Raw genomic sequence first — 25,819 nt, 5'->3', positions numbered from 1 at the left:
GATAATCAACCGTTTTCACGGGCTTAACGGCGCCGGCGGCGACCACCGCCCCGGCCGGTCATTTTTTTCGGTGCGGCGTCTTGACATGATCGTGCCCCTGCCCAATCTAGCGGCTGTTAGCACTCGACTAGGGTGAGTGCTAACGCGCATTCTGAACCCTTCGGAAACAAGGACCTGAGCCGGTGTCGCAAACGAGCCGGCCGCATGGTTTGAGGAGGAGCCGTATCATGGCATTTCGTCCATTGCACGACCGGGTGCTGATCCGCCGCGTCGAAAGCGAAGAGAAGACCGCGGGCGGCATCATTATCCCCGATACCGCCAAGGAAAAGCCTCAAGAAGGCGAAGTACTGGCCGTCGGCCCGGGTGCCAAGAACGACAAGGGCGAAGTGGCCCCGCTGGACGTCAAGCAGGGTGACAAGGTGCTGTTCGCCAAATGGGGTGGCCAGGAAATCACCATCGACGGCGAAGACCTGCTGATCCTGAAGGAATCCGACATCCTGGGTATCGTCGACTGAGGCGCCGGGATTTCATTCAATCTGAAACCGATTCTGGAAGCTAGGAGCACAGTCCGATGACTGCCAAAGAAGTCCGTTTCCATACCGATGCCCGCGACCGCATTCTGTCGGGCGTCAACACCCTGGCCAACGCGGTCAAGGTGACCTTGGGTCCGAAGGGCCGCAACGTGGTGCTGGAGAAGTCGTTCGGCGCACCGCGCATCACCAAGGACGGCGTCACCGTCGCCAAGGAAATCGAACTCAAAGACAAGTTCGAGAACATGGGCGCCCAGATGGTCAAGGAAGTGGCGTCCAAGACCAACGACCTGGCCGGCGACGGCACCACCACCGCGACCGTGCTGGCGCAAGCGATCGTCACCGAGGGCATGAAGTCGGTGGCCGCCGGCATGAACCCGATGGACCTGAAGCGCGGCATCGATCTGGCCGTGACCAAGGTGGTCGAGGACATCAAGGGCCGCTCGAAGGACATCTCGTCCAACGACGAAATCACCCAGATCGGCACCATCTCGGCCAATGGCGACAAGACCGTCGGCTCGATGATCGCCGAAGCGATGGAAAAGGTCGGCAAGGAAGGCGTGATCACGGTCGAGGAAGCCAAGGGCCTCGATTCGGAGCTGGACGTGGTCGAAGGCATGCAGTTCGACCGTGGCTACCTGTCGCCCTACTTCGTGACCGACAGCGAAAAGATGACCGTGGAGCTGGAAAACCCCTACATCCTGCTGCACGAGAAGAAGCTGTCGAACCTGCAGGCGCTGCTGCCGCTGCTGGAATCGGTGGTTCAGTCCAACCGGCCGCTGCTGATCATCGCTGAAGACGTGGAAGGCGAAGCCCTGGCCACGCTGGTGGTCAACAAGCTGCGCGGCGGCCTCAAGGTCGCGGCGGTGAAGGCGCCGGGCTTCGGCGACCGTCGCAAGGCCATGCTGGAAGACATCGCCGTGCTGACCGGCGGCCAGGTGGTTTCGGAAGACCTGGGCATCAAGCTCGAAAACGTCACCGTCGACATGCTCGGCACCGCCAAAAAGGTGTCGATCGACAAGGACAACACCACGGTCATCGACGGCACCGGCTCGGACGACCAGATCAAGGCCCGTTGCGACCAGATCCGCAACCAGATCGACAATACCAGCTCCGACTATGACAAGGAAAAGCTGCAAGAGCGGCTGGCCAAGCTGTCGGGCGGCGTTGCCGTGATCAAGGTCGGCGGTGCCTCGGAAGTGGAAGTGAAAGAGAAGAAGGACCGGGTCGACGACGCCCTGCACGCCACCCGCGCAGCGGTGGAAGAAGGCATCATCCCGGGCGGCGGCACGGCGCTTCTCTACGCCACCAAGGCGCTTGAAGGCCTGAAGGGCGACAACGAAGACCAGACCCGCGGTATCGACATCGTCCGTCGCGCGCTGCAAGCGCCGGTCCGTCAGATCGCCACCAACGCCGGCGTCGACGGCGCGGTGGTTGCCGGCAAGCTCCTGGAGCAAGGCGAAAACCACTGGGGCTTCAACGCCCAGACCGAGGTCTATGAAGACCTGGTCAAGGCCGGCGTGATCGACCCGACCAAGGTGGTGCGCACGGCGCTGCAAGACGCCGCGTCGGTCGCCAGCCTGATGGTCACCACCGAAGCCTGCATCGCCGAGATTCCGGAAGAAAAGCCGGCCGGCGGCGGCGCCCCCGACATGGGCGGCATGGGCGGTATGGGCGGCATGGGCTTCTAAGCCCCTGTCCGACCCGGAGACCGACCCCGGGTCGGGGCGCTGCCCCGATCCGGTGCCGAAACCGGGGCGGCGCCTCCCGTTCGAGGGGGGCGCCGCCTTTTTTGCGCCCGGACCCCCATGCCCGCGCGCTTGAACCGCAGCCCCCGGGCCTTCTGGCGGTGCAGCGCCTGCGATACCGTCTTGGGCCATGGCTCTCCCGCTGGTTCACCATCCGCGCTATGTGGCGCCGTTGCCCGAGGGTCACCGATTCCCCATGGCCAAGTACGCCGAGCTGTGGGACGTGGTGACGAACGCCGGATGGGCGACACCGGCGCTGTGCCATAGCGTCGCACCCGCGCCCCGGGCCTGGCTCGAACTGGCGCACACACCGGCTTATGTCTCGGCGGTACTCGACGGCACGCTGGACGCGGCCGCCAGCCGCCGGATCGGTTTCCAGGTCAGCGAGCAACTGGTTGACCGCGCACGCCTTTCGGCTGCCGGAACCACGCTGGCCGGGCGTTTGGCGCTCGACCGGGGGTTGGCGGCCCAGACCGCCGGCGGCAGCCATCACGGCCATCCCGGATTCGGCGCCGGTTTCTGCGTGTTCAACGATGTGGGCGTGGCGGTGGCGACGCTACGCGCCGAGGGCCTGGTGGACCGCGTGCTGATCATCGACCTGGATGTCCATCAAGGCGATGGGACGGCGGCGATTTTCGCTGATGAGCCAGCGGTTTTTACCTTTTCCCTCCATGCCGAGAAGAACTTCCCCGTGCGCAAGGTGGCCGGCGACCTGGACGTGGGTCTGGCGGACGCAACCGGCGACGCGGCGTATCTCGCGACCCTTGCCGACCTGCTCGACCCGCTGGTCGCCCACCACCGCCCCGAACTGATCTTTTACAATGCCGGCGTCGACCCGCACCGGGACGACAAGCTGGGCCGTTTGTCTTTGACAGACAGGGGGTTGGCCGCCCGCGATCGGCTGGTGCTTGAAACCGCCTGGGCGCGCGGTGTGCCGTTGGCGAGCGTTCCCGGCGGCGGCTACGGCGCCGAGCCGGCGGTCATCGCCAAGCGCCATGCGCTGGTGATCGCCGAAGCGCACCGGCTGATCGGCGGCATCCCGCCCGCCGCGACCAGCGCTTCCCCAGCCCTGTCTTGAAAGCGTCATACAGGTGCCGGTTTGTCTTGCATCGCGTCGGCACCCGTGTTGAAACTCCGCGGCGTGTTGACGACCGGGCCCGTGCCCGCCCACTCGCGGGACGACCCGGCACTTTGCGGGACGGCGCCCTTCGCCGCCCCATCGTGATGCGCCGTTCACCCGCCCCCGGGCCCGGTATCGGCGCGCGTAACAGTGAGGTCCCATGGCCAGCGCCCCGACCGTGCCTGCACCCCAAGCCACCGAAACCGACGCCCCCGCCGACCCCGACCGGCCCGACAGTGCCACCGCCCTCGGCCTGCGTACCGCGCGCGAAACCCTCGAGTCCGTGGTGGTCCGCTTCGCCGGCGACAGCGGCGACGGCATGCAGCTCACCGGCACCCAGTTCGCCCAATCGGCGGCCTTGGGCGGCCATGGGCTGTCCACCTTTCCCGACTATCCCGCCGAAATCCGCGCCCCGGCGGGCACGCCGTTCGGCGTGTCGGCGTTCCAGGTTCATTTCGGCGCGTCGGAGGTGATGACGCCGGGCGACATCTCGGACGTGCTGGTGGCCATGAACCCGGCCGCGCTCAAGGCCAATCTGGAACGTCTGCGCCCCGGCGGGCTGGCGATCGTCGACACCGGCAGCTTCACCAAGCGCGCGCTCGACAAGGCCGGCTACGCGCACAATCCGCTCGACGACCAGACCATCGACGGCTTCCGCATCCTCGGCCTCGACATCACCAAGCAGACGATCGAGGCGGTCAAGCCCCATGGGCTCGGCAACAAGGACGCCCTGCGCTGCAAGAACATGTGGACGCTGGGCCTGACGCTGTGGATGTTCGGCCGCGACCGCCAGCCGGTGATCGACTGGCTGACCACCAAATTCGCCGCCAAGGCGCCGCTGGCCGAGGCCAATGTGGCGGCCCTCAACGCCGGCCATGCCTATGGCGAGACCGCCGAGCTCGGCGGCGGCCTGCGCCGCTACAGCGTCCTGCCGGCCGAGGCCGACCCCGGCGAATACCGCACCGTCACCGGCAACCAGGCGCTCAGTTGGGGTCTGGTGGCAGCGGCCAAGCTGGCCGGGCTCGACCCGTTCGTCGGCAGCTACCCGATCACCCCGGCGTCGCCGATCCTGCACACCCTGTCGGGCATGAAGCAGTTCGGCGTCATCACCTTCCAGGCCGAGGACGAGATCGCCGCCATCTGTGCCGCCCTCGGCGCGTCCTATGCCGGGCAATTGGGCATCACCTCGTCGTCGGGGCCGGGCATCGCGCTCAAGACCGAAGCGCTGGGCCTGGCGATCGCCACCGAACTACCGCTGGTGGTGGTCAACTGCCAGCGCGGCGGCCCATCCACCGGCCTGCCCACCAAGACCGAGCAATCCGACCTCTATCAGGCGATCTACGGGCGCAACGGCGACGCGCCGCTGCCGGTGATCGCCGCCAGCGGCCCGGCCGATTGTTTCCACACCGCCATCGAGGCGACGCGCATCGCCATCGAGACGATGACCCCGGTGATCGTGCTGACCGACGGCTTCATGGCCAACGCCGCCGAGCCCTGGCGCCTGCCCGACCTGACCGGCTTGGAGCCGATCACCCCGCCCAAGCGCGGCGGCGACGCCGGCCCGTTCGAGCGCGATCCGGAGACCCAGGCGCGCGCCTGGGTGACCCCGGGCACGCCCGACCGCATGCACCGCATCGGCGGCATCGAAAAGGATTTCGACACCGGCCATATCTCCTACGACGCCGCCAACCACCAGCGCATGACCCGGCTGCGCGCCGACAAGGTGGCGCGGGTCGCCCGCCGGCTGCCGGCCCAGCGCGTCGAACAGGGCTCGGACGCCGGCGGCGTCGCCGTGGTCGGCTGGGGGTCGACCTATGGCGCGCTGGCCCAAGCGGTGCGCCAGGCCCGGCGCGAGGGCATCGAAGCCGCCCACATCCACCTGCGCCACCTGAACCCGTTCCCGACCAATCTGGGCGCGCTGCTAAGCGGTTACGACCAGATCCTGGTGGCCGAGATGAACAATGGCCAACTGGCCAGCGTGCTGCGCGATCGCTATCGCATCGACCTCGCCTCGCTGACCAAGGTCTCGGGCCAACCGCTCACCATCTGCGAAGTACAAGCCGCCATCGCCCGGCTGGACGCGGGCCAAAGCCTCGACCAGCCCGACCAGGAGATCGCCTGATGGACCAGTTCGCGCCGCCGCCGCCGCCGGCCCCGGCCCCGGAATTGCTGGACCGGCCCCAACCCAAGGCCCGCCCCAAGGCCGACCCGGCGGTGCCGGGCCTGGCCCCGAAGGACTTCGCCTCCGACCAGGAAGTGCGCTGGTGTCCGGGCTGTGGCGACTATGCCATCCTCAAGGGCATCCAGAAGACCCTGGCCGAGCTCGGCGCGCGGCCCGAAAGCACGGTGTTTGTGTCCGGCATCGGCTGCTCGTCGCGCTTTCCCTATTACATGAACACCTACGGCTTCCACACCATCCACGGCCGCGCGCCGGCGGTGGCCACCGGCATCAAGCTGGCCAACCCGTTTCTCGACGTCTGGGTGGTGACCGGCGACGGCGACGGCCTGTCGATCGGCGGCAACCATCTGCTGCACGCCCTGCGCCGCAATGTCGACCTCAACATCCTGCTGTTCAACAACGCCATCTACGGCCTGACCAAGGGCCAGGCGTCGCCGACCACCGCGCTCGGCACCCGCACGCCGTCGACGCCCGAAGGCTCGGTCGACCGGCCGATCAACCCGTGCGCGTTCGCGCTCGGCAGCGGCGCGCGGTTCGTGGCGCGGACCACCGACACCGCGCAAAAGACCCTGCCCGGCCTGCTCAAGCGCGCCCACGCCCATCACGGCGGCAGCTTCGTGGAGATCTTCCAGAACTGCGTGGTCTATAATGACGGCGCCTTCGCCGACCTGACCGCCAAGGCCGCCGCGCCCGAGCACCAGCTCTACGCCGTTCACGGCCAACCGCTGATCTGGGGCAAGGACCGCCGGCGCGGGCTCAAGCTCAACCCGAACACGCTCAAGCTCGACATCGTGGCGGTCGGCGGCGGCGACGGCGTCGACGAAACCGAGATCATGGTCCACAACGAGACCAACCCGATCCTGGCCCAGATGCTCGCCACGCTCAGCGGCCCGGCAGCACCGGTGGTCATGGGCGTGCTCTATTGCGACGACACCGCGCCGCCCTATGAGGAAGCGCTGCTGCGCCAGGTGCACGACGCCGAGGCCGACGAGAGCGGCCCATCGGCCGACCTGGCCGCGCTCAACGGTTTCCTGCGCCAGGGCCGCACCTGGACGGTGAGCTAGGCCCGGCCGCCCCCTGGCTGTTGTCGATGGGGTAGCATCGCGGGCGTGGAAGGGAGCCCGTCCCGCTCCCCATGCCGCCCCCATCCCGCTCCCGGGGCCGATGAGCCGAGCACAAGCCCGTTCCCCGGTCATTGCGAGCGCAGGGCAGCAATCCCATCACCGCCAGCCCTGGGCGCCATAGCAGCGCCGGGACGGCACCCCGGCCGCCACCCTGCCATGGATTGCCGCGCCCCTAAAGGCGGCTCGCAATGACGGCGAGGGTGGCCAAAGGGCCGCCGCCTCAGAGCACCGGCTGCGCGCGCTCGACGATGGCGCGCAGATCGAGCCCCGGCGGCAGGGTGCCGAAGGCGTGGCCCCAGTTTTCCTCGTCGAGCCGCGACGCCAGGAAGGCATCGGCCATCGCCGCCGGCGCGTGGCGCATCATCAGATCGGCTTGCAGGACCAGCGCGGTTTCTTCGACCAGCCGGCGGGCATTGGCTTCCAGCCCGGCGCGGTTGGACGCCAGGGCGATCACCCGGTCGACCTGGGCGTCAAGCCGCCGGTCGTGGCCGCAGGCCGCTTTCAACTGCTCGACCAGCGCGTCCTTGGCCTCGGCGTCCTTGTCGAGCGCGCGCAGCACATCAAGGCAGATCACATTGCCCGCCCCTTCCCAGATGCCGTTGAGCGGCGCCTCGCGATAGAGCCGGGCCATCGGCCCGTCCTCGACGAAGCCCGACCCGCCATGGGCTTCCATGGCCTCGTGCACCACGCCGACCACGCGCTTGTTGAGCCAGTATTTGGCGATCGCCACGCCGATGCGCGAAAACGCCTTTTCCTGCGCATTGCCGGCCTCGGCGGCGTCGAACGCCTGGGCGATGCGGAAGGCCAGCAGCATCGCCGCCTCGGTCTCCAGCGCCAGGTCGGCAAGCACCGCCTGCATCAAGGGCTGGTCGATCAGGCGCTTTTGAAACGCGCTGCGCTGGGCGGTGAAGTGGAGCGCCTGAACCAGCGCCGCGCGCATCAGGCTGGCCGCGCCCACCGTGGTGTCGACCCGGGTGTGGTGGACCATCTGGATGATCGTCTGGATGCCGCGGCCCTCGGCGCCGACCCGGATCGCCTCGGCGCCGTGATACTCGATCTCGGACGAGGCATTGGCCTTGTTGCCGAGCTTGTCCTTGAGCCGCTGGATGAAGAGGCGGTTGCGCTCGCGCGCCTCGGTCCAGCGCGGCACGAAGAAGCAGGTCAGCCCGGCGTCGGTATAGGCGAGGGTCAGGAAGGCGTCCGACATGGGCGCCGAGCAGAACCATTTGTGGCCGACCAGTTCATAGGTCTCGCCCTTCACATGGGTGGCGCGGGTGGCGTTGGCGCGCACGTCCGACCCGCCCTGTTTCTCGGTCATCGCCATGCCCATGGTCGCCCCGACCTTGTCGGCCACCGGCCGGCACGCCGGGTCATAGCTGCGCGACAGCAGCTTGGGCGCCCAGGTCTCGTAAAGGGCGGGATTGGCCTTGAGCGCCGGCAACCCGGCATAGGTCATGCTCAACGGGCAGCACACCCCCGCCTCCACCTGGTGCATCAGATATTCGAGCGCGCAGTGGCTCAGATGGCCGTGGGCCTCGGCGGTCCAGGCGATCGAATGCTGGCCGTGTTCCATGCCCAGGCTCATCAGCCGGTGATAGCTGGGGTGAAAGCGGACCTCGTCGAGCCGCCGGCCGAAGCGGTCGAAGGCCACCAGTTCGGGCGTCTCGCGGTTGGCCAGATCGCCAGCGGCCAGGATCTCGTCGCGGCCGAGGGCGGCGCCATAGGCGCGCACCCGGCGCACCGTGTCGGCGCAACCCCACCGCTTCACGGTCTCGGCGAACGCCAGGTCGCTGTCGAACAGATTGTAGTCGGTCAGCGGCTCGGGCTGGTTGGTGACCTCATGGGTCGGCAGGTGGCTCTGCGGTCGGAACGGCGTCATCGCGATCTCTCTCCCCAAGGCACGGATCGTTGCTCCGCTTATGCTCTCAGGATGGAGCCCGACCGCGGCCGGCACAAGGGACTATCCCCGGCGCCGGCACCGGGCTCAGCCGGCCACCGGCAGCACCGTCCCTTGGGCCACCGCACACAGCCGACGTTCCGCCCCGCTTTCGGCGAAAACATGCGCTGTGCAAACCGCCTGGCGTTTGCCCGCCGACAAGGTCTGCGCCTCGGCCACCAGGCGCTCGCCGACGCCGGGGCGCAGATAGTTGATCTTGAACTCCGAGGTCAGCGCATTGCCGCCGAGCGCCAGCCCACCGGCAAAGGTAATCGCATTGTCGGCCAGATAGCTGATCACGCCGCCATGGACGAAACCGTGTTGCTGGCGGTGCCGGTCGCACAGGTCGAGCGCGATCCGCGCGTCGTCCGCCCCCACCGAGACGAGCTCGGCACCGATCCAGCGGCTGAACGGCTGGGCCTCGAAAACCTGGCGCGCAAAGGCGGTCATGTCGGCATGGTCAGTCATCGCGATCCTCCCCTCATGGACCCGTAAGTCGGGCCGTCGCGTGGCGTTTTCCCGCCACTATGGGCGCTTCGGCGGTCGCGGGCCACCCCGGAGCGGCGGACGCGGCGAGCGCCCAGGCACCCGGTCTGCGCGCCCTGCAGCGCGCTTGGACCGCCGCAGGCGGCCGGATCGCCGCCGCATACCGGCCCGGCATCTTCCTCAAACGCGCAGAAAACCCCGGAAAATGTTGATTTTCCGGCCGCCGTGGCGTACCCGGTCGGGCGTGTATCATCCGACTGGCTAACCCTGGAGAGCCGCTATGGCCACGCGTTCCGTTCCCACCCCCGCCGACCTGACCAGCCTGGCGCAAGACGCCAAGGCCTGGCCGTTCGTCGAGGCGCGCCGGGTGCTCAAACGGGTGGCAGACGCCGGCGGCCCGGAAAAAGGCTTCGTGCTGTTCGAAACCGGCTACGGCCCGTCGGGCCTGCCGCACATCGGCACCTTCGGCGAGGTGGCGCGTACCACCATGGTCATGCGCGCGCTGCAATGGCTGGCGCCCGATCTGCCCACCAAGCTGATCTGTTTTTCCGACGACATGGACGGCCTGCGCAAGGTGCCCGGCAATGTGCCGAACCAGGACATGATGGCCGCCCATCTGGACGAGCCCCTGACCGTGGTGCCCGACCCGTTCGGCACCCATGACAGCTTCGGCGCCCACAACAATGCCCGGCTGCGCGCCTTCCTCGACCGGTTCGGCTTCGAGTACGAATTCTATTCGGCGACCGACTGCTACAAGAGCGGCCGCATGGACGCGTCGTTGCAGAAGGTCCTGGCCAATTATGACGCGGTGATCGACGTGGTGCTGCCGACCCTGGGCGAGGAACGGCGCAAGACCTATTGCCCGTTCCTGCCGATCAGCCCGACCACCGGCAAGGTCTTGCAGGTGCCGCTGGTCGAACGCGACGCGGACGCCGGCACGGTCACCTTCCGCAACGAGGACGGCAGCCTGTTCACCGTGCCGGTCACCGGCGGCCATGTGAAGTGCCAGTGGAAGGTGGACTGGGCGATGCGCTGGGACGCGCTCGGCGTCGACTATGAGATGGCCGGCAAGGACCTGATCGAGTCGGTCAAGCTGTCGAGCCGGATCACCCAGATCCTCGGCAACCGGCCGCCCGAAGGCTTCAGCTACGAGTTGTTCCTGGACGACCGGGGCGAGAAGATCTCCAAGTCCCGGGGCAATGGCATCTCGATCGAGGATTGGCTGCGCTACGCCACCCAGGAGAGCCTGGCGCTCTACATGTTCCAGGCGCCGCGCAAGGCCAAGAAGCTCTATTTCGACGTCATCCCCAAGGCGGTCGACGAGTATTACACCCATCTGGCCAAGTTCGCCGACCAGACGCCCGCCCAGCAGGTGGAAAACCCGGTGTTCCACATCCACGGCGGCGCCGTGCCCGCGGTGCACATGCCGGTCAGCTTCGCCCTGCTGCTCAACCTGGTCAGCGCCGCCCACACCGAGGACAAGGCCAGGCTCTGGGGCTATGTGAGCCGCTATGCGCCCGACACCACGCCCGACAGCCACCCCGCCCTCGACGCGCTGATGGACTATGCGATCGCCTATTTCGACGACTTCGTGGCCCCGACCAAGCGCTATCGCCTGCCCGACGCCACCGAACGCGCCGGGCTTGAGGACCTGGCCCGGCGGCTGCGCGCCCTGCCCGCCGACGCCGACGGCGACACGATCCAGAACGAGGTCTTCGCCGCCGGCAAAACCGCCGAGTTCGACAATCTGCGCGATTGGTTCAAGGCGCTCTACGAGGTCCTGCTGGGCCAGAGCCAGGGCCCGCGCATGGGCGGCTTCATCGCCCTTTACGGCGTCGACCCGACGCTGGCGATGATCGACCAGGTGCTCGCCGGCCAGCCGCTCGGCCAGACCGAGCCGGCATCGTGACCGTGCGGGTCGCCATCACCGGCGCGTCGGGGCGCATGGGCCAGACGCTGATCGACAGCGTCGCCGGGCGCGCCGGCGTCGAACTGGCCGGCCTGACCGACACGCCGGGCAGCCCCTGGTACGGGCGCACGGTGGCCGGGCTGCCGGTCAGCGACGATGCCGCCGCCGCGTTCGCCGCCGCCCATGTGGCGGTCGACTTCACCGTGCCGGCGGCGACCCGCGCCCACGCCGAGCTCGCCGCCACCCACGCCACCGCCCTGGTCGTCGGCACCACCGGCCTCGACGCCCAGGACCAGGCGGCGATCAGCGCGGCAGCGGCCCATGTGCCGGTGGTCCAGGCGGCGAATTTCTCGCTGGGGGTCAATTTGTTGGCAGCGCTCGTTCAACAGGCGGCCGAACGTCTGGGGACGGATTGGGACATCGAGATCCTGGAGATGCACCACCGTCACAAGGTGGACGCGCCGTCGGGCACCGCGCTGGCCTTGGGGGCGGCGGCGGCGCGCGGCCGGGGCGGCGATCTCGACACGCTCCGGGCCGGCCCGCGCGACGGCATCACCGGCCCGCGCGAGCCCGGCCAGATCGGCTTTGCGGCGCTGCGCGGCGGCGACGTGGCCGGCGAGCACAGCGTCATCTTCGCCGGCACCAAGGAGCGCCTGGAGTTGACCCACAAGGCCACCGACCGGGCGATCTTCGCCGAAGGCGCGCTGCACGCCGCGCTGTGGGCCGCCGAGCCGGGCCGAGCGCCCGGCCTTTACAGCATGGCCGACGTGCTGGGGATCGGCTGACCATGGGCCGCCGGGGCGCACAGGCCGGTATGTGGGTCGCCCTGGGCGCGGTTCTGGCGGCCCTGGCCAGCATCCCGGCCCCAGCGCCCGCCCTGGCCCAGACCATGCCCGACCCCGGCATCGCGACGCCCCAGGCAACGGTGAGCGCGCGCGACGCCGACGCCATCCTGGCCGCCATCGACGTCTATCGCGGCGCCCACGCAGGCGCGCTGGCGGTGGTCTCGGACCGCACCATCGGCCGCGGCTTTCTGCCCACACCGGGCACGGCCGACGGCGCGGCGGCGATCCCCGAGGCCCTGCTCGACGCGCTCAAGGACCGCAATGTGGCGCGCGCGCCCCTCGACAGCTTGTGCGACGGGGTCGAGCGCTGCCGGGTGCTCACCGCCGAGGTCCAGGCGCGCTTTCGCGACCGCGCCGAGCGGCGCCGGCAGCGCGCGCTCGACGGCGGCGAGCGGTTGCCGCGCGGCTACAACCCGTTCTGGGCGGCGTTCAACGACACCTTCCCCAAGGCGGCGGGGCTGTTGCGGGTCTCGCTGCCGGCGTTTTCCGACGACGGCAGCCGCGCCCTGGTCGCCATCGTCTGGACCGCCCACCGCATCCAGGGCGGCAGCCAGCTCGTGTTGATGAAAGAGACCGGCTGGGGCTGGGAGATCGAGCGGGTGGTCGCCGGCAATCTGGCGCTCTAGCCCGAGACCGTCAGCGACCGCTGCGCGACCCGCGAAAGCCGCTCAGCCGCCGGGTGTGGGCGGGGCCTGGTTGGTGCGAAACCGATACAGCGCCTCGTCGAGCGCGGCGGCCATCTCCAGGCGCTCGTCGCGGCTCAGGAACGAGCCCACCACCGCTTCCACGCCGCGCGACACCAGCCGCACCTGGGCGCGGTGGCTGCCGGCGTGGCGCACGTCGACACGGGCGAAGACGGGTTCGAGCCGGGCGGTGCGGGTGCGGCCATCGGGCGCGGTATAGGCCACATCGAGCCCGGCGCGGCTGAGCCGGATCGTCTCGGTCCGGCGCCCGGCGCGGTCGTTGAGCTTGAACGCGCCCCAAAGCAGCCCGGCGTCGAGGATGAAGAACAGCGCCACCGGCCATGCGCCGACCGCCCAAAAGCGCAGCGCCGACACCGCCGACAACGCCGCCACCGCCCAGAACAAGCGCGCCCGCCCCGCCGGGCCGAGCGACCGGTTGGGTCGCAGCACGGCGTCGAACCAAACCGCCACCCCGGCCGGCGCGTCACCGGGCGCATCGGGGGGCGAGGCCCCGGCGGCGGCCGGTGCCAGGCTGGGCGGATAGGGCGGCGGACTAGACATCGCTCTGATACGACGTTGAGACTTGAACCGGTTCAGCGCAAGCGGCACAACTGCCGCTCCAGGTCCCCTGCCTGGCCGCGCCCCCCGCCCCCACCCCGTGCCACGAAAAGCGCCCGCCATGTCGCCCGCAACCGTCGAGGAAGTGTTCCGCCGCCTGGCCGCCGCCAACCCCGAGCCGCGCAGCGACCTGGAATATACCAACGCTTTTACGCTGCTGGTCGCGGTGGTGCTGTCGGCCCAGGCCACCGACGCCGGGGTCAACAAGGCGACCCGGGCGCTGTTCGCGGTCGCCGACACGCCGGAGCGCATGGCAGCCCTGGGGCTCGACGGCATCAAGGAGCGCATTCGCACCATCGGCCTGTTCAACAACAAGGCCAAGAATGTGCTGGCCCTGTCCGAGCGGCTGATCGCCGAGCATGGCGGCCGCGTGCCCGAAGACCGCGACGCCCTCGAAGCCTTGCCGGGTGTCGGCCGCAAGACCGCCAATGTGGTGCTGAACATCGCCTTCGGCCACGAGACCTGCGCGGTCGACACGCACATCTTCCGGGTCGCCAACCGGCTCGACCTGGCGCCGGGCAAGACGCCCCTGGCGGTGGAAAAGGGGCTGATGACGGTGATCCCCCAGCCCTATCGCCGCCACGCCCATCACTGGCTGATCCTGCACGGGCGCTATGTGTGCAAGGCGCGCAAGCCCAATTGCCCCGCCTGCCCGATCCGCGACCTGTGCCCCTATGAGCCCAAAACGCCGGCACCCGCCGACGCCTGATGCCGGCGGCGCGGATGCGGCCGAAGGCCGGTCAGGGCGCGCCCGGATCGGCGTCGACCGCGCGGGTGGCCGCAGCCTGTTGGCGCCAGTCGGCCCAGCGCGTCGGCGGCACCAGTGACTGCAGGCATGCGCCGGCGGCCAGCATGGTGCCGGTGATGTCGCGCGATTCCAGGTACGACGCCTTGAACGGCGCGCCGGGGCCGGCCTCGTAGAGGGTCACGTCGAACACGCAGCCGGCGCTGCGATACTGCATCACGTGCACCGCGCCCTCGCGGCGCACCAGATCGGGCGGGCCGAGCAGACCCTGCACCTCGGCCGCGGTCTTGCCCAGCAGCAGCCCCGGCTCAGGCGGCGGCACCGGGCGCCCGTCGACCTGCGGCACCGCAGACGGCGGCACGCCGGGCCCCCCGCGCCGCGCGCCACCATGGGCAGACCGGTCAGCCGAGGCACCAGCAACGGCAGCGTCCGCCGCCGCCGATCCGCCTTCGCGCCAGCCGTCGATCCGCGACCCCAGGTCGGCGCACCCGGCGAGCGCCAGCAGCGCCAGCGGCACGGTCAGACGCCATGCGCGGGCGGTCATGGCCGCGCCGTCCCGGCCCGGGGCGGGCGCGGCCCGGCACCGGCCGCACGGCGTTCCTGGTGGAACAGATGGGTCATCAGCATGGCGCCCAGCACCGGCGCGAACAGATTGACGATCGGGATCATGAACAGCGCCGCGATCACCAGCCCGGCGCGCCAGGTAAGTGTGCGGTGGGCGCGGCGCAGTTCCGCCACCTCGCGCCGGCGCACGTGGCGCACCACCACCATCTCGAAATACTCGCGCCCCAAGAGCCCCGCATTGACCAAGAGAAACAGCCCGGCCATGACCAGCGAGCCAACCCCGGTGGCAAGCAAAATCAGATACAGCGGCAAGATCACCAGATTGATCAGCAAGCTGACGCCCAACAGCCGCAGCCCAAGCCCGACCTCGTCGATCAGCCGCGCCTCGGCGCCTTCGGCTGCCTCGGGGTAATGGCGGCTTTCCACCGCGTGCACCACGTCTTCGAGAAAGAAGCTCATCACCAGCGTGGCGAGACCGGGAAACAGCACATAAGCCGCGACCACCACCAGCGCCACCGCCGCCAGCCCCGCCGCCACGTCGGCCACCGGACCGAGCCACGCCCAATTCGGGTCGGGCAGATACGGCACCAGCGCCACCAGGCCGATGAGCGCGCCGACAAACACCGCCGCAGCGGTCATCAAGCCGATCACCACCACCCGCTGAACGGCCGGTTCGTTCAATCCGGCAAGTGTCAAACGCAAGGATTTTGCAAGCATTCACAGTTCCTTTGGCCGCGGGCCTTCAATTATTCTCAAGACCATGTTACGCCAAGCGCGCTTTTCGAGGCGGCGCGCGGCGTCAGACGACGTGCCGCGAACAGCGGACAGGAGACACTTTTGGCTGATACCATTGATGTGGTCGGCATTGGCAACGCAATTGTTGACGTGATTTCTCGCACCGACGACGCCTTCCTGAAAAAACACGCCATGGACAAGGGCGCCATGATCCTGATCGACGCCGACCAGGCGGAGACGATCTACGCCCAGATGGGCCCCGGCGTGGAATCGTCCGGCGGCTCGGCGGCGAACACCATCGCCGGCATCGCGTCGCTGGGCGGCGCCTGTGGTTTTATCGGCAAAGTGCGCGACGATCAGCTTGGCAATGTGTTTACCCACGACATTCGCTCGCTGGGCGCCGAGTTCACCACCCCGGCGGCCACCGACGGCCCGCCCACGGCGCGCTGTCTGGTGCTGGTCACCCCCGACGGCCAGCGCACCATGAACACCTTCCTCGGCGCCTGCCAGGGCCTCGGCCCCGACGACGTGGAAGAAGCGATGCTCAAGCGCGCCAAGATCGTCTATATGGAAGGCTATCTGTGGGACCCCCCGGCCGCCAAGGACGCCTTCGTCAAGGCCATGGACATCACCCGGAAGAACGGCGGCAAGGCCGCGTTCACGCTCTCGGACAGCTTCTGCGTCGACCGCTATCGCTCTGAATTCCAGGCGCTTTTGAACGACGGCAAGATCGACATCCTGTTCGCCAACGAAGCCGAACTGAAATCGCTCTACGAAACCGACGATTTCGACGCGGCGGTCGAACAGGTGGCGGCCAAGGTCGAGGTGGCGGTGTGCACGCGCTCGGAAAAGGGCGGAACGCTGGCGCGCGGCAGCGAACGGGTGCACGTGCCGGCCGAACCGACCACGGTGGAAGACACCACCGGCGCGGGTGACCTCTATGCCGCCGGCGTGCTCACCGGTCTCAGCCGGGGCCTGAGCCTGGAAGCCGCCGGCCGCATGGGGGCCATCGCGGCCGCCGAGGTGATCAGCCATCTGGGCCCGCGCCCGGAACACGATCTGAAAAAGCTGGTCGCGCAGAAGATCAGCGCCTGATCGGCGCCGTCGCGCCCTGCATCGGGGTGTTTTGGGGGGCCACGGCCCCCCCCTTTCGCGTCCTTAGCGGCGCGCCAGCGTCACGTCAGACCGGCGGCGACGAACAGGGCCACGGTGATGAGGAAGCCCAGCGCCCAAACCACCGAGCGGCCATTGCCCCAGTCGGCCACATAAGCGCGCCAATAGACCAGCCGTACCGCCACGAAGGCCAGCGCCAGGCCGTCCCGGATCATCGGGTCGGCGCCGAAGGCGTGCGCGGCCCAGACCCCGGCGGCGAACGGGGCGAAGGCTTCAAGGCTGTTGGCGTGGGCGGCCTGGGCCTTGGCGCCGGCACCTTCGAGGCGGGCCTGCTGGGCGCGCGGGTTGATATTGTCGTACCGGCCTTCCTGCGCGATCGCGCCGCGGATCGAGCCGGCGCGCGGCGCATAGGCGATAATCAGGAAGGCGAGCACACACCAGGCGGCAATGGTCATCTCTCGGTCACTCCGGTTTTGTTGTCGGACCAACGAGATACGGCTGGGTGCGACAAATGGGTCAACCGGCGTTGACCAGCATCGCCCCCAACGGCCGGCCGCCGAAGATGTGCACGTGCAGGTGCGGCACCTCTTGGTGGGCGTCGGCGCCATGATTGGCCAGGATACGAAAGCCCGGGTCCGACAGGCCCAATTCCCGCGCCACATGGCCCACGGTACGGAAAAAGCCCAGCACCAGCTCGTCGGGCGCGTTGGCGGTGAAATCCTCCATGGACACATACGCGCCCTTGGGGATCACCAGCACGTGCACCGGCGCTTGCGGGTGAATGTCGTGAAAGGCGAGCGCGTGCTCGTTCTCATAGACCTTGTTGCACGGCAGTTCGCCGCGCAGGATCTTGGCGAAGACATTGTCGGGATCATAGGCCATGGGCGGCGCTCCTCAAGCTGGCAGGGTCCGTGGGTCCCGACTTTGGCGGCTTGACGCAGGCGCCGCAAGCCCCGGCCGCCAAACCGCTTTTCCTGTCCGCCCCGGATCAGTCGGAGCGCGCCGCCTTCTCCGCCAGCCCCGACAAGCCCTGGCGCTCGGCCAGCCGGTCGAGCACCCGGGCCGGGTCCACGTCCATCTCGGCCAGCAGCACCAGCCAGTGGAACAACAGGTCGGCCGATTCCGAGACCACCGCGTCCGGCCCCTCGCCCACCGCCGCGAGCGCGGTCTCCAGCCCCTCCTCGCCGACCTTCTGGGCGATCTTGGCGCGGCCCTTGGCGAACAGCCGGGCGGTATAGCTGGTCTGGTCGTCGCCGGCGGCGCGACGCTCGGCGATGGTGGCGACCAGCGCGTCGAGCACCTGCCAGTCGCGACCCGGTGCCGGGGTGTCCTGGCGGGCTTGAGGAGCGCCAGGGGAAGCGTCGGGGGCTTGGGTGTTCTTGGGGCGGTCAGCCATGGTCGCCCTCGCGCATCGCCAGCCCGGCCGCCGCCATATAGCGCTTGGCCTCGGGGATCGAATGGTCGCCGAAGTGGAAGATCGACGCCGCCAGCACCGCCGAGGCATGGCCGTCGCGCACGCCCGCCACCAGATGGTCGAGCGTGCCGACGCCGCCCGATGCGATCACCGGCACCGGCACCGCATCCGCCACCGCCCGGGTCAGCGCCAGGTCGAAGCCGTCGCGGGTGCCGTCCTTGTCCATGGAGGTGAGCAGGATCTCGCCTGCGCCCTTCTCAGCCGCCAGCCGGGCATAGGCGACCGCGTCGATACCGGTGCGGGTGCGCCCGCCATGGGTGAACACCTCCCAGCGCCCGGGGCTGATCTGCTTGGCGTCCACCGCCACGGTGATGCACTGGCGGCCGAAGCGCTGCGCCAGCTCGGCGATCAGGTCCGGGCGGTCGACGGCGGCGGTCATCACCGACACCTTGTCGGCGCCGGCGACCAACAGCTTGCGTACGTCTTCCGCCGTGCGCACGCCGCCGCCGACGGTCAGCGGCATGAAGCACTGCTCGGCGGTGCGGCGCACCACGTCGAGCAGGATCGAGCGTTTCTCGTGGCTCGCCGTGATGTCCAGAAAACACAGCTCGTCGGCGCCGGCGCGGTCATAGACGCGCGCCTGTTCCACCGGGTCGCCGGCGTCGCGCAGGTCGACGAAATTGACCCCCTTGACCACCCGGCCGGCCTTCACGTCGAGACACGGGATCAGCCGCACGCTGAGCATCAGGGGGCCTCCAACAGCGCCAGGGCAGCGCCCAGGTCGAGCGTGCCGTCATAAAGCGCGCGCCCGGCGATCACGCCCTCGATGGTGCCCGAGCAGTGCTTTTGCCGCTCCACCAGCGCCTGCAGATCGCCCAGGCCGCGCACCCCGCCCGACGCGATGATCGGGATCGACACCGCCTCGGCCAGGTCCGCCACCGCGTCCACATTGACCCCGGTGAGGGTGCCGTCGCGGTCGATATCGGTGAACACGATGGCGGCGACGCCGGCCTGTTCGAACCGGCGGGCGAGGTCGGCCACCGGCAGGTCGTCCGCCGTTTCGGCCCAGCCTTCGACCGCCACGCGCCCGCCGCGCGCGTCGATGCCGACGGCGATGCGGCCGGGGTGGCGCCGGCACGCCTCGATCACCGTGTCGGGTTCGCGCACCGCCAGGGTGCCCAGGATCACCCGGTCGACGCCCCGGTCGAGCCATTGGGCGATGGTCGTCAGGTCGCGGATGCCGCCGCCCAGTTGCACCGGCACGCCGACCGTGGCCACCACCCGCTCCACCGCCGCGCCGTTGACCGGCTGGCCGGCGAAGGCACCGTTGAGGTCGACCAGATGGAGGGCATGGCAACCCGCCGTCTCGAACGCCTTGGCCTGGGCTGCGGGGTCGTCGTTATAGACCGTCGCGGCGTCCATGCGGCCCTGATAGAGCCGCACGCACTGGCCGTCCTTCAAGTCGATGGCGGGATACAGCTTCACGGCATCAGCCCTCTTCGTCCTCGTCCGACAGCCCGTCGGGGTCGTCCAGGTCCTTGGAAAAATACGCCCCGGCGACGAACCGGCCGTCCACATGGGCATAGTGCGACTTCACCGCCCAGCGGTGGAAGCCCTTGGCGCGCACCAGGCTTTGCGCCGCCTCGCGGTCGGCGCGGATCGACAGGTCCAGCACCTTGAGGTCCAGGTCGCGCGCGCGCGCCTCGGCCGCGTCGATCAAGCCGCGCGCCAGGCCGAAACCGCGCGCATCCGGGGCGACGAAGAACGACGCGATCTCGCCGCTCGACGGGCCGGTCTCGGACAAGGGCGGCGGCTGGATCAGTTGCAGGCCGCCGCGCACCCGGCCGTTGAGCCGGGCGACGAACAGATCCCGGTGCGGCGCCAGCATGACACCGCGAAAATATTTCTCCAGCGGCGCCTGGCCCGGCGAGCGCGTCCAATTGGCGCCGCCCTCGTCGATCGCCGCCTCGGCCGCCTTCACCAGGTCGCCGAGTTCATGGTCTTCCAGCGCCGTCACCCGCGTTACTGCCGTATGCACCATCATCTCCGGAAGGACATTCATGCCGTCTGCGCTCATGGCCGCCACCTTAAGAAGTTTTCCAACAGCTTCTGCCCCATTTGCTGGCTTTTCTCAGGGTGAAACTGGGTTCCGACCACCGTGTCGCGCCCAATCGCGGCGACAAAGCGGCCGCCATGGTCGCTCTCGGCCAGGACCGCCGCACGCGCAGCGGGCACGAAATGATAGGAATGGACGAAATACATATGGGCACCGGGGCCGATGCCGTCGAGCAGCGGGTGGCGGCTGCCGGCCAGCGTCGGCGTCAGGCGGTTCCAGCCCATGTGCGGGATCTTGGCCGCCCGGTCAGCCGGCTTGAGCGGCTGGACTTCGCCGGCGATCCAGTCCAGGCCCGGTTCGACCCGGTATTCATGGCCCCGACTGGCCAGCAACTGCATGCCCACACAGATGCCCAGGATCGGCTTGGCCGCCCGGCACGCCTCGTCGAGCGCGTCGAGCATGCCGGCCACCCGGGCCAGACCGTCGCGACATTCGGCAAACGCGCCGACGCCCGGCAGCACCAGCCGGTCGGCCCGGCGCACCGCGTCGGGGTCGGCGGTCACCGCGACCCGCCGGTCGATGCCAGCACCGCGCGCCGCCCGCACCAGAGCCTTTTCCGCAGACCGGAGATTGCCCGACCCGCAGTCCACCACCGCAACCCGTTCGCTCATGCGCTCAACGTCCCCTTGGTCGACGGCGCGGCGTCGGGCCGGCGCGGGTCGATGGCCAGCGCCATCTTGAGCGCCCGGGCCAGCGCCTTGAACGCGGCCTCGGCGATATGGTGATTGTTGGTCCCGGCCAATTGGGTGACGTGCAGGGTCAGCCCGGCCTCCCAAGCGAAGGCGCGGAAGAACTCCTGCACCAGCTCGGCGTCCATGGTGCCCAGCCGGTCCTGGGTGAAGGTCACGTCCCAGACCAGGAACGCGCGCCCCGACACGTCGAGCGCGGCGCGCACCAGCGCCTCGTCCATGGCCACATAAGCCGCGCCGAAGCGTTCGATACCCGCCTTGTCCCCCAGCGCCTGGGCCACCGCGCGGCCGAGCACGATACCGCAATCCTCGACCGTATGGTGGGCGTCGATATGCAGGTCGCCCTCGGCCTTGAGCGCCACGTCGATCAGGCTGTGGCGGGCCAGCGCGGTCAGCATATGGTCGAAGAAGCCGACACCGGTGTCGATGTCGGCGATGCCGGTGCCGTCGAGCGCGACCCGGGCGGTGATGGCGGTTTCCTTGGTCTGGCGGGAGACCTGGCCCTGACGCATGATCATCGGACCCCTCTTGGCTGCGCCGGCGGCGGCGCGCATCCCTCACCGCGCCATCCCCGACCGGGCTGATCATCGGCCGGACAGCAGCAAAGCAGCCCCCAGCCCGGTCGCGGCGGGGTATAACAGGCCCAGGCGTCCAAGCCAATCGCCAAGGTGGCCACCTTGCGACGCGCCGCGCGCGACTTTACATACCCCGCAATCCGGTGCCCGGCGACCCGAGGCGCCCGATCCATCTCACGTCCGGCGCTGTCGATACCCTCGCGCGCCGGCCGGCCTTTGACAGGAGATCCCATGTCCCCGCAATCCGCGTCGCCGCCCTGGCACGGCACCACCATCGTATCGGTGCGCAAGGATAACCAAGTGGTCGTCGCCGGCGACGGCCAGGTGTCGGTGGGCGACACGGTGATGAAGGGCACCGCGCTCAAGGTGCGCCGGCTGGCCAAGGGCAACATCCTGGCCGGGTTCGCCGGCGCCACCGCCGACGCCTTCACGCTGATGGAACGGCTGGAGGCCAAGCTCGAACGCCACCCCAACCAGCTCAAGCGCGCGGCCGTGGAACTGGCCAAGGACTGGCGCACCGACCGCTATCTGCGCCGGCTCGAAGCGATGATGATCGTCGCCGACGCCGAGGTGTCGCTGGTGCTCACCGGCCTTGGCGACGTGCTAGAGCCCGACGACGGCGTCATCGGCATCGGCTCGGGCGGCAATTACGCACTCGCTGCGGCGCGCGCGCTGGCCGACCAGCCGCTCAGTGCCGAACAGGTGGCCCGCCGCGCCATGGCGATCGCCGCCGGCATCTGCATCTATACCAACGACCAAGTGACCCTCGAAGCCCTGGACCTGTCATGACCGCTTTTTCGCCGCGCGAGATCGTTTCCGAACTGGATCGCTTCATCATCGGTCAGGGCGACGCCAAGCGCGCCGTGGCCATCGCCCTGCGCAACCGCTGGCGGCGCCAGCAACTCGACGGCGACATGGCCGACGAGGTGCTGCCCAAGAACATCCTGATGATCGGCCCTACCGGCGTCGGCAAGACCGAGATTTCGCGCCGGCTCGCCAAGCTCGCCCAGGCGCCGTTCCTCAAGGTCGAGGCGACCAAGTTCACCGAAGTGGGCTATGTGGGCCGCGACGTGGAACAGATCATCCGCGACCTGGTGGAGACCGCGCGCGCCATGGTGCGCGAACGCGAGCGCCGCAATGTCCGCGCCCAGGCCGAACTCAATGCCGAGGAACGGGTGGTCACCGCCCTGGTCGGCGACCAGGCGGGCGAGACCACGCGCAAGAAGTATCGCGACATGCTGCGCAGCGGCGAGCTGGCCGACAAGGAGGTGGAACTCGACCTGTCGGACACCGGCGGCGCGTCGCTGCCGACCATGGACATCCCCGGCATGCCGGGCGCGCAGATGGGCATGGTCAATCTGGGCGACATGCTCGGCAAGGCGTTCGGCAAGCCCACGGTGCGCAAGCGTCTGCGCGTCGCCGACGCCTATGAAACGCTGATCGCCGAGGAGTCCGACAATCTGCTGGACGACGACCAGGTCAACCGCGAGGCGATCACCCTGGTCGAACAGTCGGGCATCGTGTTCCTGGACGAGTTGGACAAGATCTGCGCGGGCGAACAGACGCGCGGCGGCGACGTCAGCCGCGAGGGCGTACAGCGCGACCTGCTGCCGCTGATCGAGGGCACCTCGGTGTCGACCAAATACGGCGCGGTCAAGACCGACCATGTGCTGTTCATCGCCTCGGGCGCCTTCCACCTGTCGCGGCCGTCGGACCTGCTGCCCGAACTGCAAGGCCGGCTGCCGATCCGGGTCGAATTGTCGGCGCTGACCCAGGACGATTTCCGGCGCATCCTGCTGGAGCCCGAATACTCGCTGGTCAAGCAGTATGTGGCGCTGATGGCCACCGAGGGCGTGACCCTGGTGTTCACCGACGACGGCGTCGACGAGTTGGCGCGCATGGCCACCGATATCAACGCCACGGTGGAAAACATCGGCGCGCGGCGGCTGCACACGATCATGGAACGGGTGCTCGACGAGGTATCGTTCACCGCCACCGACCGCACCGGCGAGACGGTGACCGTCGACGCCGCCTATGTGCGCGAGCATCTGGGCAATCTGAGCGAGGACACCGACCTCAGCCGCTATATCCTCTGATCGTCCGCCAACGGTCAGCGGCGCCGGCGCACCATCACATAAAGCGCGCCGGCGCCGCCATGGCTATCGGCCGCCGGACCATAGGCATAGACGAAACCGCCCAGCTCCGCGCCGGTCAGCCATAGCGGCACCTGGCGCTTGAGCACGCCGCCTTCGGGCGCGAAATCCTCCCGCCGGCGATAGGCCGCCGGCACGTCGCCGGTCTGGCGAAACCGCCGGCCGCCGCGCCCGGTGACCACCAGCAAACAGCCCCCGCCTTGAGCATAGAGCTGCTGCACCGCCATGGTCAGCAACGACAGCGCCTGTTCCTGGGTGCGGCCGTGCAGGTCGAGCTTGCGGTCGATCGCCATCTGCCCGCGTGCCAGCCGCCGCGCGGTGCGCCGGTCGATCGCCGCAGCCGGTGCCGGCACGCGCGGCGCGTCGAGCGGATCGGCGGGCCGGGGCGCGCGCACCGGCCGGCGCGGCGGCGGCGCGCTCGCCACCACCTTGCGCTGGCCCAGGGGTTTGACGGTCTGCTTGACCGCATCCCACAAGGCCGCGTCCTCATCCGACAGGGTCTTCTTGGCCGCCATACCGTTCGTTCCACCGACCGTCATCAAGGGGCATCCGGCCCGATCCGGGCCGCCAATGGCCCCTTACATAGCGGCCATGGCGCCCGATGCCACCGTCTTGGGCACCAGCAGATAGAACCGCGCCTCGTGCATCATGTGGCCGGCGATCTCGGCCGCCTTGGGCCCGGTGCCCCAGAACACGTCGCCGCGCAGTGCGCCGCGGATCGCCCCGCCCACGTCCTGCGCCATCATCAACCGGCGCAGCGGCCGCGCTTCGTGGGTTTGGGGCGCGGGGTAGCTGGCATCCAGATAGACCGGCGCGCCCAAGGGCAGATGCGTCCGGTCCACCGCCAGGCTGCGCTCGGGCGTCAACGGCACACCGAGCGCGCCGATGGGCCCCACCGACCGGTCGGCCAACTCTTCGACGACGCGAAAGAAGATATAGGAGGGGTTCTCGGCCATCAACGCGGCAGCCTGGTCGGGATGGTCGCGCAGCCATGCCTTGATCCCCGGCGCGCTCGCCTGCCCCGGTGCCAACAGCCCGCGCGCGAGCAGTTCGCGCCCGACGCTGCGATAGGCATGACCGTTGCGCGCCGCATAGCCGACCCGCAGCACCGATCCGTCGCGCAACTGGATGCGCCCCGACCCCTGGATGTGCAGAAAAAACGCTTCGACCGGGTCGTCGAGCCAGACGATCTCCAGATCGCGCTGGGCGAGCGCACCGCGGTCGATGGCGCCGCGGTCGGGCATGGGGCGCAGGCGGCCGTCCTCGACCCGGCCGGTGATCCGCTCGCCGTCGAGATCGGCGCGAAAGGCGCCCAGATCGACGGTCACCAAGTCGGGCGGGGGGCCGTAAAGTGGCACGTCGAAGCGCTCGGTGCGAACCCGGCTGCCGGCCAGCACCGGCTCGTAATAGCCGGTCAGAAACCCCTGGCGTTCGGGGCCCAAGGTCAAGGCCAGGGGTTGGAAACGATCCTCGAAGAACGCCCGCGCGGTGCGCTCGTCGATCCCGCCGGCGGCCAGCGACCGGGCCTCGGCGCACAGCGGCGTCCAGTCGGCCATGGTGCCCACCGGGCCCGGCCCCACCGGTCGTTCGGCGGGCTGTTTCTCGAACGCCCGACAGCTTTGCAGAAACGCTTGCAGCGCCAAGCTGTGGTCGTCGGCCGCCCAGCCCGGCAGCGCGGCATAATCCACCGGGTCGTAGCGCAGCGCGCGGTCGATGGGCTTGGGCGGTTCGGGCGCCTTGGACGGCCGGGGCGGCACCAGGACCAGCGCCAGAACGACGCCGGCCAGCAGCACCGCCAGCGCAACCGCCACCAGCGCCCAGGTCCCATCGCGGGACGGCCGGGCCATGGCGTTACTCCGACCGGGTGGCGATCAGCGTCCAGTTGGGGTCGGCGGACTTGGGATCGCGCTCGAACGTCCAGCGGTCGGTGACCTCGATGGTGTCGGTGGGATCGCCCTCGATCACCCGGCCCTGCTCGTCGCGCACCAGGTTGACCAAGCTGGTGACGAATCGAACCGTCAGGCGCGCCCGGCCATCGACCATCTCGGCGTCGGCGATGTCCACCTTGTCCAGATCGACGATCTTGTTTTCGACCCGGTGCCCCTGTTCGGCCCGGTCGTCCATCGCCTTGGCAAAGCTGTTGAACAGCTTGTCGGACAGAAACGGCTTGATGGTTTCTTTGTCGCCGGCCCAGAACGCCTCCAGAATCATCGTGTAGGCTTCGCGGGCGCCGGACAGAAAGCCCGCCGGGTCGAACGACGCGTCGGCGCGGCGGATCTTGCGATAGACCTCGCGCAGCTTGGGGTCGGCTTCCATGTCGACCACGGACTCGCCATCGCCGCGCGCCTCGCGATCAGGGCTGGCCGGCTTACGAGCCAGCGGGCCGTCTTGGCCGCGCGGGCTGGCCTGACCCGGTGCCGGGGACTGATCATCCTCCGGCCGGCGGCCCAACACGCTGCGCAGGCGCAAGATGATGAAACCGGCAATCATGGCCAGAATGATGAGATCGACAACACCGCCGTTCATGAAAGATCACC

28 protein-coding genes are annotated in these 25,819 nt (G+C 69.2%); 12 read left to right on the top strand and 16 right to left on the bottom strand.

Going from position 1 to position 25,819, the window contains the following annotated elements:
* Positions 1 to 227 precede the first annotated feature (227 nt).
* From groES to EV659_RS04950, 5 genes are all read left to right on the top strand, one after another.
* Positions 228 to 515 carry a co-chaperone GroES gene (gene groES / locus EV659_RS04970; protein ID WP_132707760.1) on the top strand — a complete coding sequence of 96 codons (288 nt, stop codon included), beginning with the start codon at positions 228 to 230 and terminating at the stop codon, positions 513 to 515.
* Between the two features lie 56 nt (positions 516 to 571).
* Positions 572 to 2,221, top strand: coding sequence for a chaperonin GroEL (gene groL / locus EV659_RS04965; protein ID WP_132707759.1), 1,650 nt, complete (start codon positions 572 to 574; stop codon positions 2,219 to 2,221).
* A 187-nt stretch (positions 2,222 to 2,408) separates the two neighbouring features.
* Positions 2,409 to 3,356, top strand: a complete 948-nt coding sequence (locus EV659_RS04960) for a histone deacetylase family protein (protein WP_132707758.1) — start codon at positions 2,409 to 2,411, stop codon at positions 3,354 to 3,356.
* Positions 3,357 to 3,558: 202 nt separating this feature from the next.
* On the top strand, positions 3,559 to 5,520 hold the full coding sequence (locus EV659_RS04955; RefSeq protein ID WP_132707757.1) for a 2-oxoacid:acceptor oxidoreductase subunit alpha: 1,962 nt from the start codon (positions 3,559 to 3,561) through the stop codon (positions 5,518 to 5,520).
* Positions 5,520 to 6,641: a 2-oxoacid:ferredoxin oxidoreductase subunit beta gene (locus EV659_RS04950; protein WP_132707756.1), complete on the top strand. Its 1,122-nt coding sequence runs from the start codon at positions 5,520 to 5,522 to the stop codon at positions 6,639 to 6,641. The genes EV659_RS04955 and EV659_RS04950 overlap by 1 nt, the downstream gene beginning before the upstream one ends.
* Before the next feature lie 280 nt (positions 6,642 to 6,921).
* Here EV659_RS04950 and EV659_RS04945 read toward each other — a convergent pair whose 3' ends face one another.
* Positions 6,922 to 8,580, bottom strand: a complete 1,659-nt coding sequence (locus EV659_RS04945) for an acyl-CoA dehydrogenase family protein (protein ID WP_132707755.1) — start codon at positions 8,578 to 8,580, stop codon at positions 6,922 to 6,924.
* Between the two features lie 105 nt (positions 8,581 to 8,685).
* A complete protein-coding gene (locus EV659_RS04940; RefSeq protein ID WP_132707754.1) occupies positions 8,686 to 9,105 on the bottom strand; it encodes a PaaI family thioesterase in 420 nt (139 codons plus the stop codon).
* Positions 9,106 to 9,403: 298 nt separating this feature from the next.
* Between EV659_RS04940 and EV659_RS04935 the strand changes: the two genes are divergently transcribed.
* The 3 genes from EV659_RS04935 to EV659_RS04925 are packed head-to-tail and all read left to right on the top strand — an operon-like array spanning position 9,404 to position 12,503.
* Positions 9,404 to 11,032, top strand: coding sequence for a lysine--tRNA ligase (locus EV659_RS04935; RefSeq protein ID WP_132707753.1), 1,629 nt, complete (start codon positions 9,404 to 9,406; stop codon positions 11,030 to 11,032).
* Between the two features lie 2 nt (positions 11,033 to 11,034).
* The gene (dapB, locus tag EV659_RS04930; RefSeq protein ID WP_132708028.1) at positions 11,035 to 11,817 is read left to right on the top strand and encodes a 4-hydroxy-tetrahydrodipicolinate reductase; all 783 of its coding nucleotides are present in this window, start codon (positions 11,035 to 11,037) and stop codon (positions 11,815 to 11,817) included.
* A gap of 2 nt (positions 11,818 to 11,819) precedes the next feature.
* A complete protein-coding gene (locus tag EV659_RS04925; protein WP_132707752.1) occupies positions 11,820 to 12,503 on the top strand; it encodes a hypothetical protein in 684 nt (227 codons plus the stop codon).
* A 42-nt stretch (positions 12,504 to 12,545) separates the two neighbouring features.
* On the opposite strand, the gene EV659_RS04920 is transcribed toward EV659_RS04925, so the two are convergent.
* Entirely contained in the window at positions 12,546 to 13,121 is a 576-nt protein-coding gene (locus EV659_RS04920; RefSeq protein WP_165878733.1) for a DUF2244 domain-containing protein, read from the bottom strand.
* A gap of 118 nt (positions 13,122 to 13,239) precedes the next feature.
* On the opposite strand from EV659_RS04920, the gene nth reads away from it, so the two are divergent.
* On the top strand, positions 13,240 to 13,887 hold the full coding sequence (nth, locus tag EV659_RS04915) for an endonuclease III (protein WP_132707750.1): 648 nt from the start codon (positions 13,240 to 13,242) through the stop codon (positions 13,885 to 13,887).
* Positions 13,888 to 13,918: 31 nt separating this feature from the next.
* Here nth and EV659_RS04910 read toward each other — a convergent pair whose 3' ends face one another.
* Complete coding sequence (locus EV659_RS04910) at positions 13,919 to 14,467, bottom strand: hypothetical protein (protein ID WP_132707749.1); 549 nt, start codon at positions 14,465 to 14,467, stop codon at positions 13,919 to 13,921.
* A complete protein-coding gene (locus tag EV659_RS04905) occupies positions 14,464 to 15,204 on the bottom strand; it encodes an EI24 domain-containing protein (RefSeq protein WP_132707748.1) in 741 nt (246 codons plus the stop codon). The genes EV659_RS04910 and EV659_RS04905 overlap by 4 nt, the downstream gene beginning before the upstream one ends.
* Before the next feature lie 120 nt (positions 15,205 to 15,324).
* Here EV659_RS04905 and EV659_RS04900 point away from each other — a divergent pair, with 120 nt between their 5' ends.
* Positions 15,325 to 16,317 (top strand): adenosine kinase, encoded by a 993-nt coding sequence (locus tag EV659_RS04900; RefSeq protein WP_200287333.1) that lies wholly within the window; start codon positions 15,325 to 15,327, stop codon positions 16,315 to 16,317.
* Positions 16,318 to 16,397: 80 nt separating this feature from the next.
* Here the strand turns inward: EV659_RS04900 and EV659_RS04895 are convergent, their stop codons facing one another.
* The 8 genes from EV659_RS04895 to hisB form a co-directional block, all read right to left on the bottom strand.
* The gene (locus EV659_RS04895; RefSeq protein ID WP_165878732.1) at positions 16,398 to 16,790 is read right to left on the bottom strand and encodes an MAPEG family protein; all 393 of its coding nucleotides are present in this window, start codon (positions 16,788 to 16,790) and stop codon (positions 16,398 to 16,400) included.
* A 61-nt stretch (positions 16,791 to 16,851) separates the two neighbouring features.
* The gene (locus tag EV659_RS04890) at positions 16,852 to 17,217 is read right to left on the bottom strand and encodes a histidine triad nucleotide-binding protein (RefSeq protein ID WP_132707746.1); all 366 of its coding nucleotides are present in this window, start codon (positions 17,215 to 17,217) and stop codon (positions 16,852 to 16,854) included.
* A 106-nt stretch (positions 17,218 to 17,323) separates the two neighbouring features.
* Positions 17,324 to 17,731, bottom strand: coding sequence for a phosphoribosyl-ATP diphosphatase (locus EV659_RS04885; RefSeq protein WP_132707745.1), 408 nt, complete (start codon positions 17,729 to 17,731; stop codon positions 17,324 to 17,326).
* Positions 17,724 to 18,494: an imidazole glycerol phosphate synthase subunit HisF gene (gene hisF, locus EV659_RS04880; RefSeq protein ID WP_132707744.1), complete on the bottom strand. Its 771-nt coding sequence runs from the start codon at positions 18,492 to 18,494 to the stop codon at positions 17,724 to 17,726. Before hisF ends, EV659_RS04885 begins: the two co-directional genes overlap by 8 nt.
* Entirely contained in the window at positions 18,494 to 19,234 is a 741-nt protein-coding gene (gene hisA, locus EV659_RS04875; RefSeq protein WP_132707743.1) for a 1-(5-phosphoribosyl)-5-[(5-phosphoribosylamino)methylideneamino]imidazole-4-carboxamide isomerase, read from the bottom strand. Before hisA ends, hisF begins: the two co-directional genes overlap by 1 nt.
* A 4-nt stretch (positions 19,235 to 19,238) precedes the next feature.
* Positions 19,239 to 19,811 (bottom strand): GNAT family N-acetyltransferase, encoded by a 573-nt coding sequence (locus tag EV659_RS04870; RefSeq protein WP_165878731.1) that lies wholly within the window; start codon positions 19,809 to 19,811, stop codon positions 19,239 to 19,241.
* An 11-nt stretch (positions 19,812 to 19,822) separates the two neighbouring features.
* Positions 19,823 to 20,476, bottom strand: coding sequence for an imidazole glycerol phosphate synthase subunit HisH (gene hisH / locus EV659_RS04865; RefSeq protein ID WP_132707741.1), 654 nt, complete (start codon positions 20,474 to 20,476; stop codon positions 19,823 to 19,825).
* Complete coding sequence (gene hisB / locus EV659_RS04860) at positions 20,473 to 21,066, bottom strand: imidazoleglycerol-phosphate dehydratase HisB (protein WP_132708026.1); 594 nt, start codon at positions 21,064 to 21,066, stop codon at positions 20,473 to 20,475. Before hisB ends, hisH begins: the two co-directional genes overlap by 4 nt.
* A 294-nt stretch (positions 21,067 to 21,360) precedes the next feature.
* Here hisB and hslV point away from each other — a divergent pair, with 294 nt between their 5' ends.
* Positions 21,361 to 21,918 carry an ATP-dependent protease subunit HslV gene (hslV, locus tag EV659_RS04855; RefSeq protein ID WP_132707740.1) on the top strand — a complete coding sequence of 186 codons (558 nt, stop codon included), beginning with the start codon at positions 21,361 to 21,363 and terminating at the stop codon, positions 21,916 to 21,918.
* Positions 21,915 to 23,225, top strand: a complete 1,311-nt coding sequence (gene hslU / locus EV659_RS04850) for an ATP-dependent protease ATPase subunit HslU (RefSeq protein ID WP_132707739.1) — start codon at positions 21,915 to 21,917, stop codon at positions 23,223 to 23,225. Before hslV ends, hslU begins: the two co-directional genes overlap by 4 nt.
* A gap of 14 nt (positions 23,226 to 23,239) precedes the next feature.
* Here the strand turns inward: hslU and EV659_RS04845 are convergent, their stop codons facing one another.
* The 3 genes from EV659_RS04845 to EV659_RS04835 all read right to left on the bottom strand — a co-directional run bounded on the left by EV659_RS04845 (position 23,240) and on the right by EV659_RS04835 (position 25,808).
* Positions 23,240 to 23,797 (bottom strand): Smr/MutS family protein, encoded by a 558-nt coding sequence (locus EV659_RS04845; RefSeq protein WP_165878730.1) that lies wholly within the window; start codon positions 23,795 to 23,797, stop codon positions 23,240 to 23,242.
* A gap of 63 nt (positions 23,798 to 23,860) precedes the next feature.
* Positions 23,861 to 25,129: a murein transglycosylase A gene (gene mltA, locus EV659_RS04840; protein WP_132707737.1), complete on the bottom strand. Its 1,269-nt coding sequence runs from the start codon at positions 25,127 to 25,129 to the stop codon at positions 23,861 to 23,863.
* A 4-nt stretch (positions 25,130 to 25,133) separates the two neighbouring features.
* Positions 25,134 to 25,808 carry a Tim44/TimA family putative adaptor protein gene (locus tag EV659_RS04835; protein ID WP_132707736.1) on the bottom strand — a complete coding sequence of 225 codons (675 nt, stop codon included), beginning with the start codon at positions 25,806 to 25,808 and terminating at the stop codon, positions 25,134 to 25,136.
* Positions 25,809 to 25,819 lie beyond the last annotated feature (11 nt).

Source organism: Rhodothalassium salexigens DSM 2132, from assembly GCF_004341375.1.
Classification (GTDB): Bacteria; Pseudomonadota; Alphaproteobacteria; order Sphingomonadales; family Rhodothalassiaceae; genus Rhodothalassium; species Rhodothalassium salexigens.
Note: the sequence above shows the minus strand (reverse complement) of the source record. Positions and strands in the feature narration are given on the sequence as shown.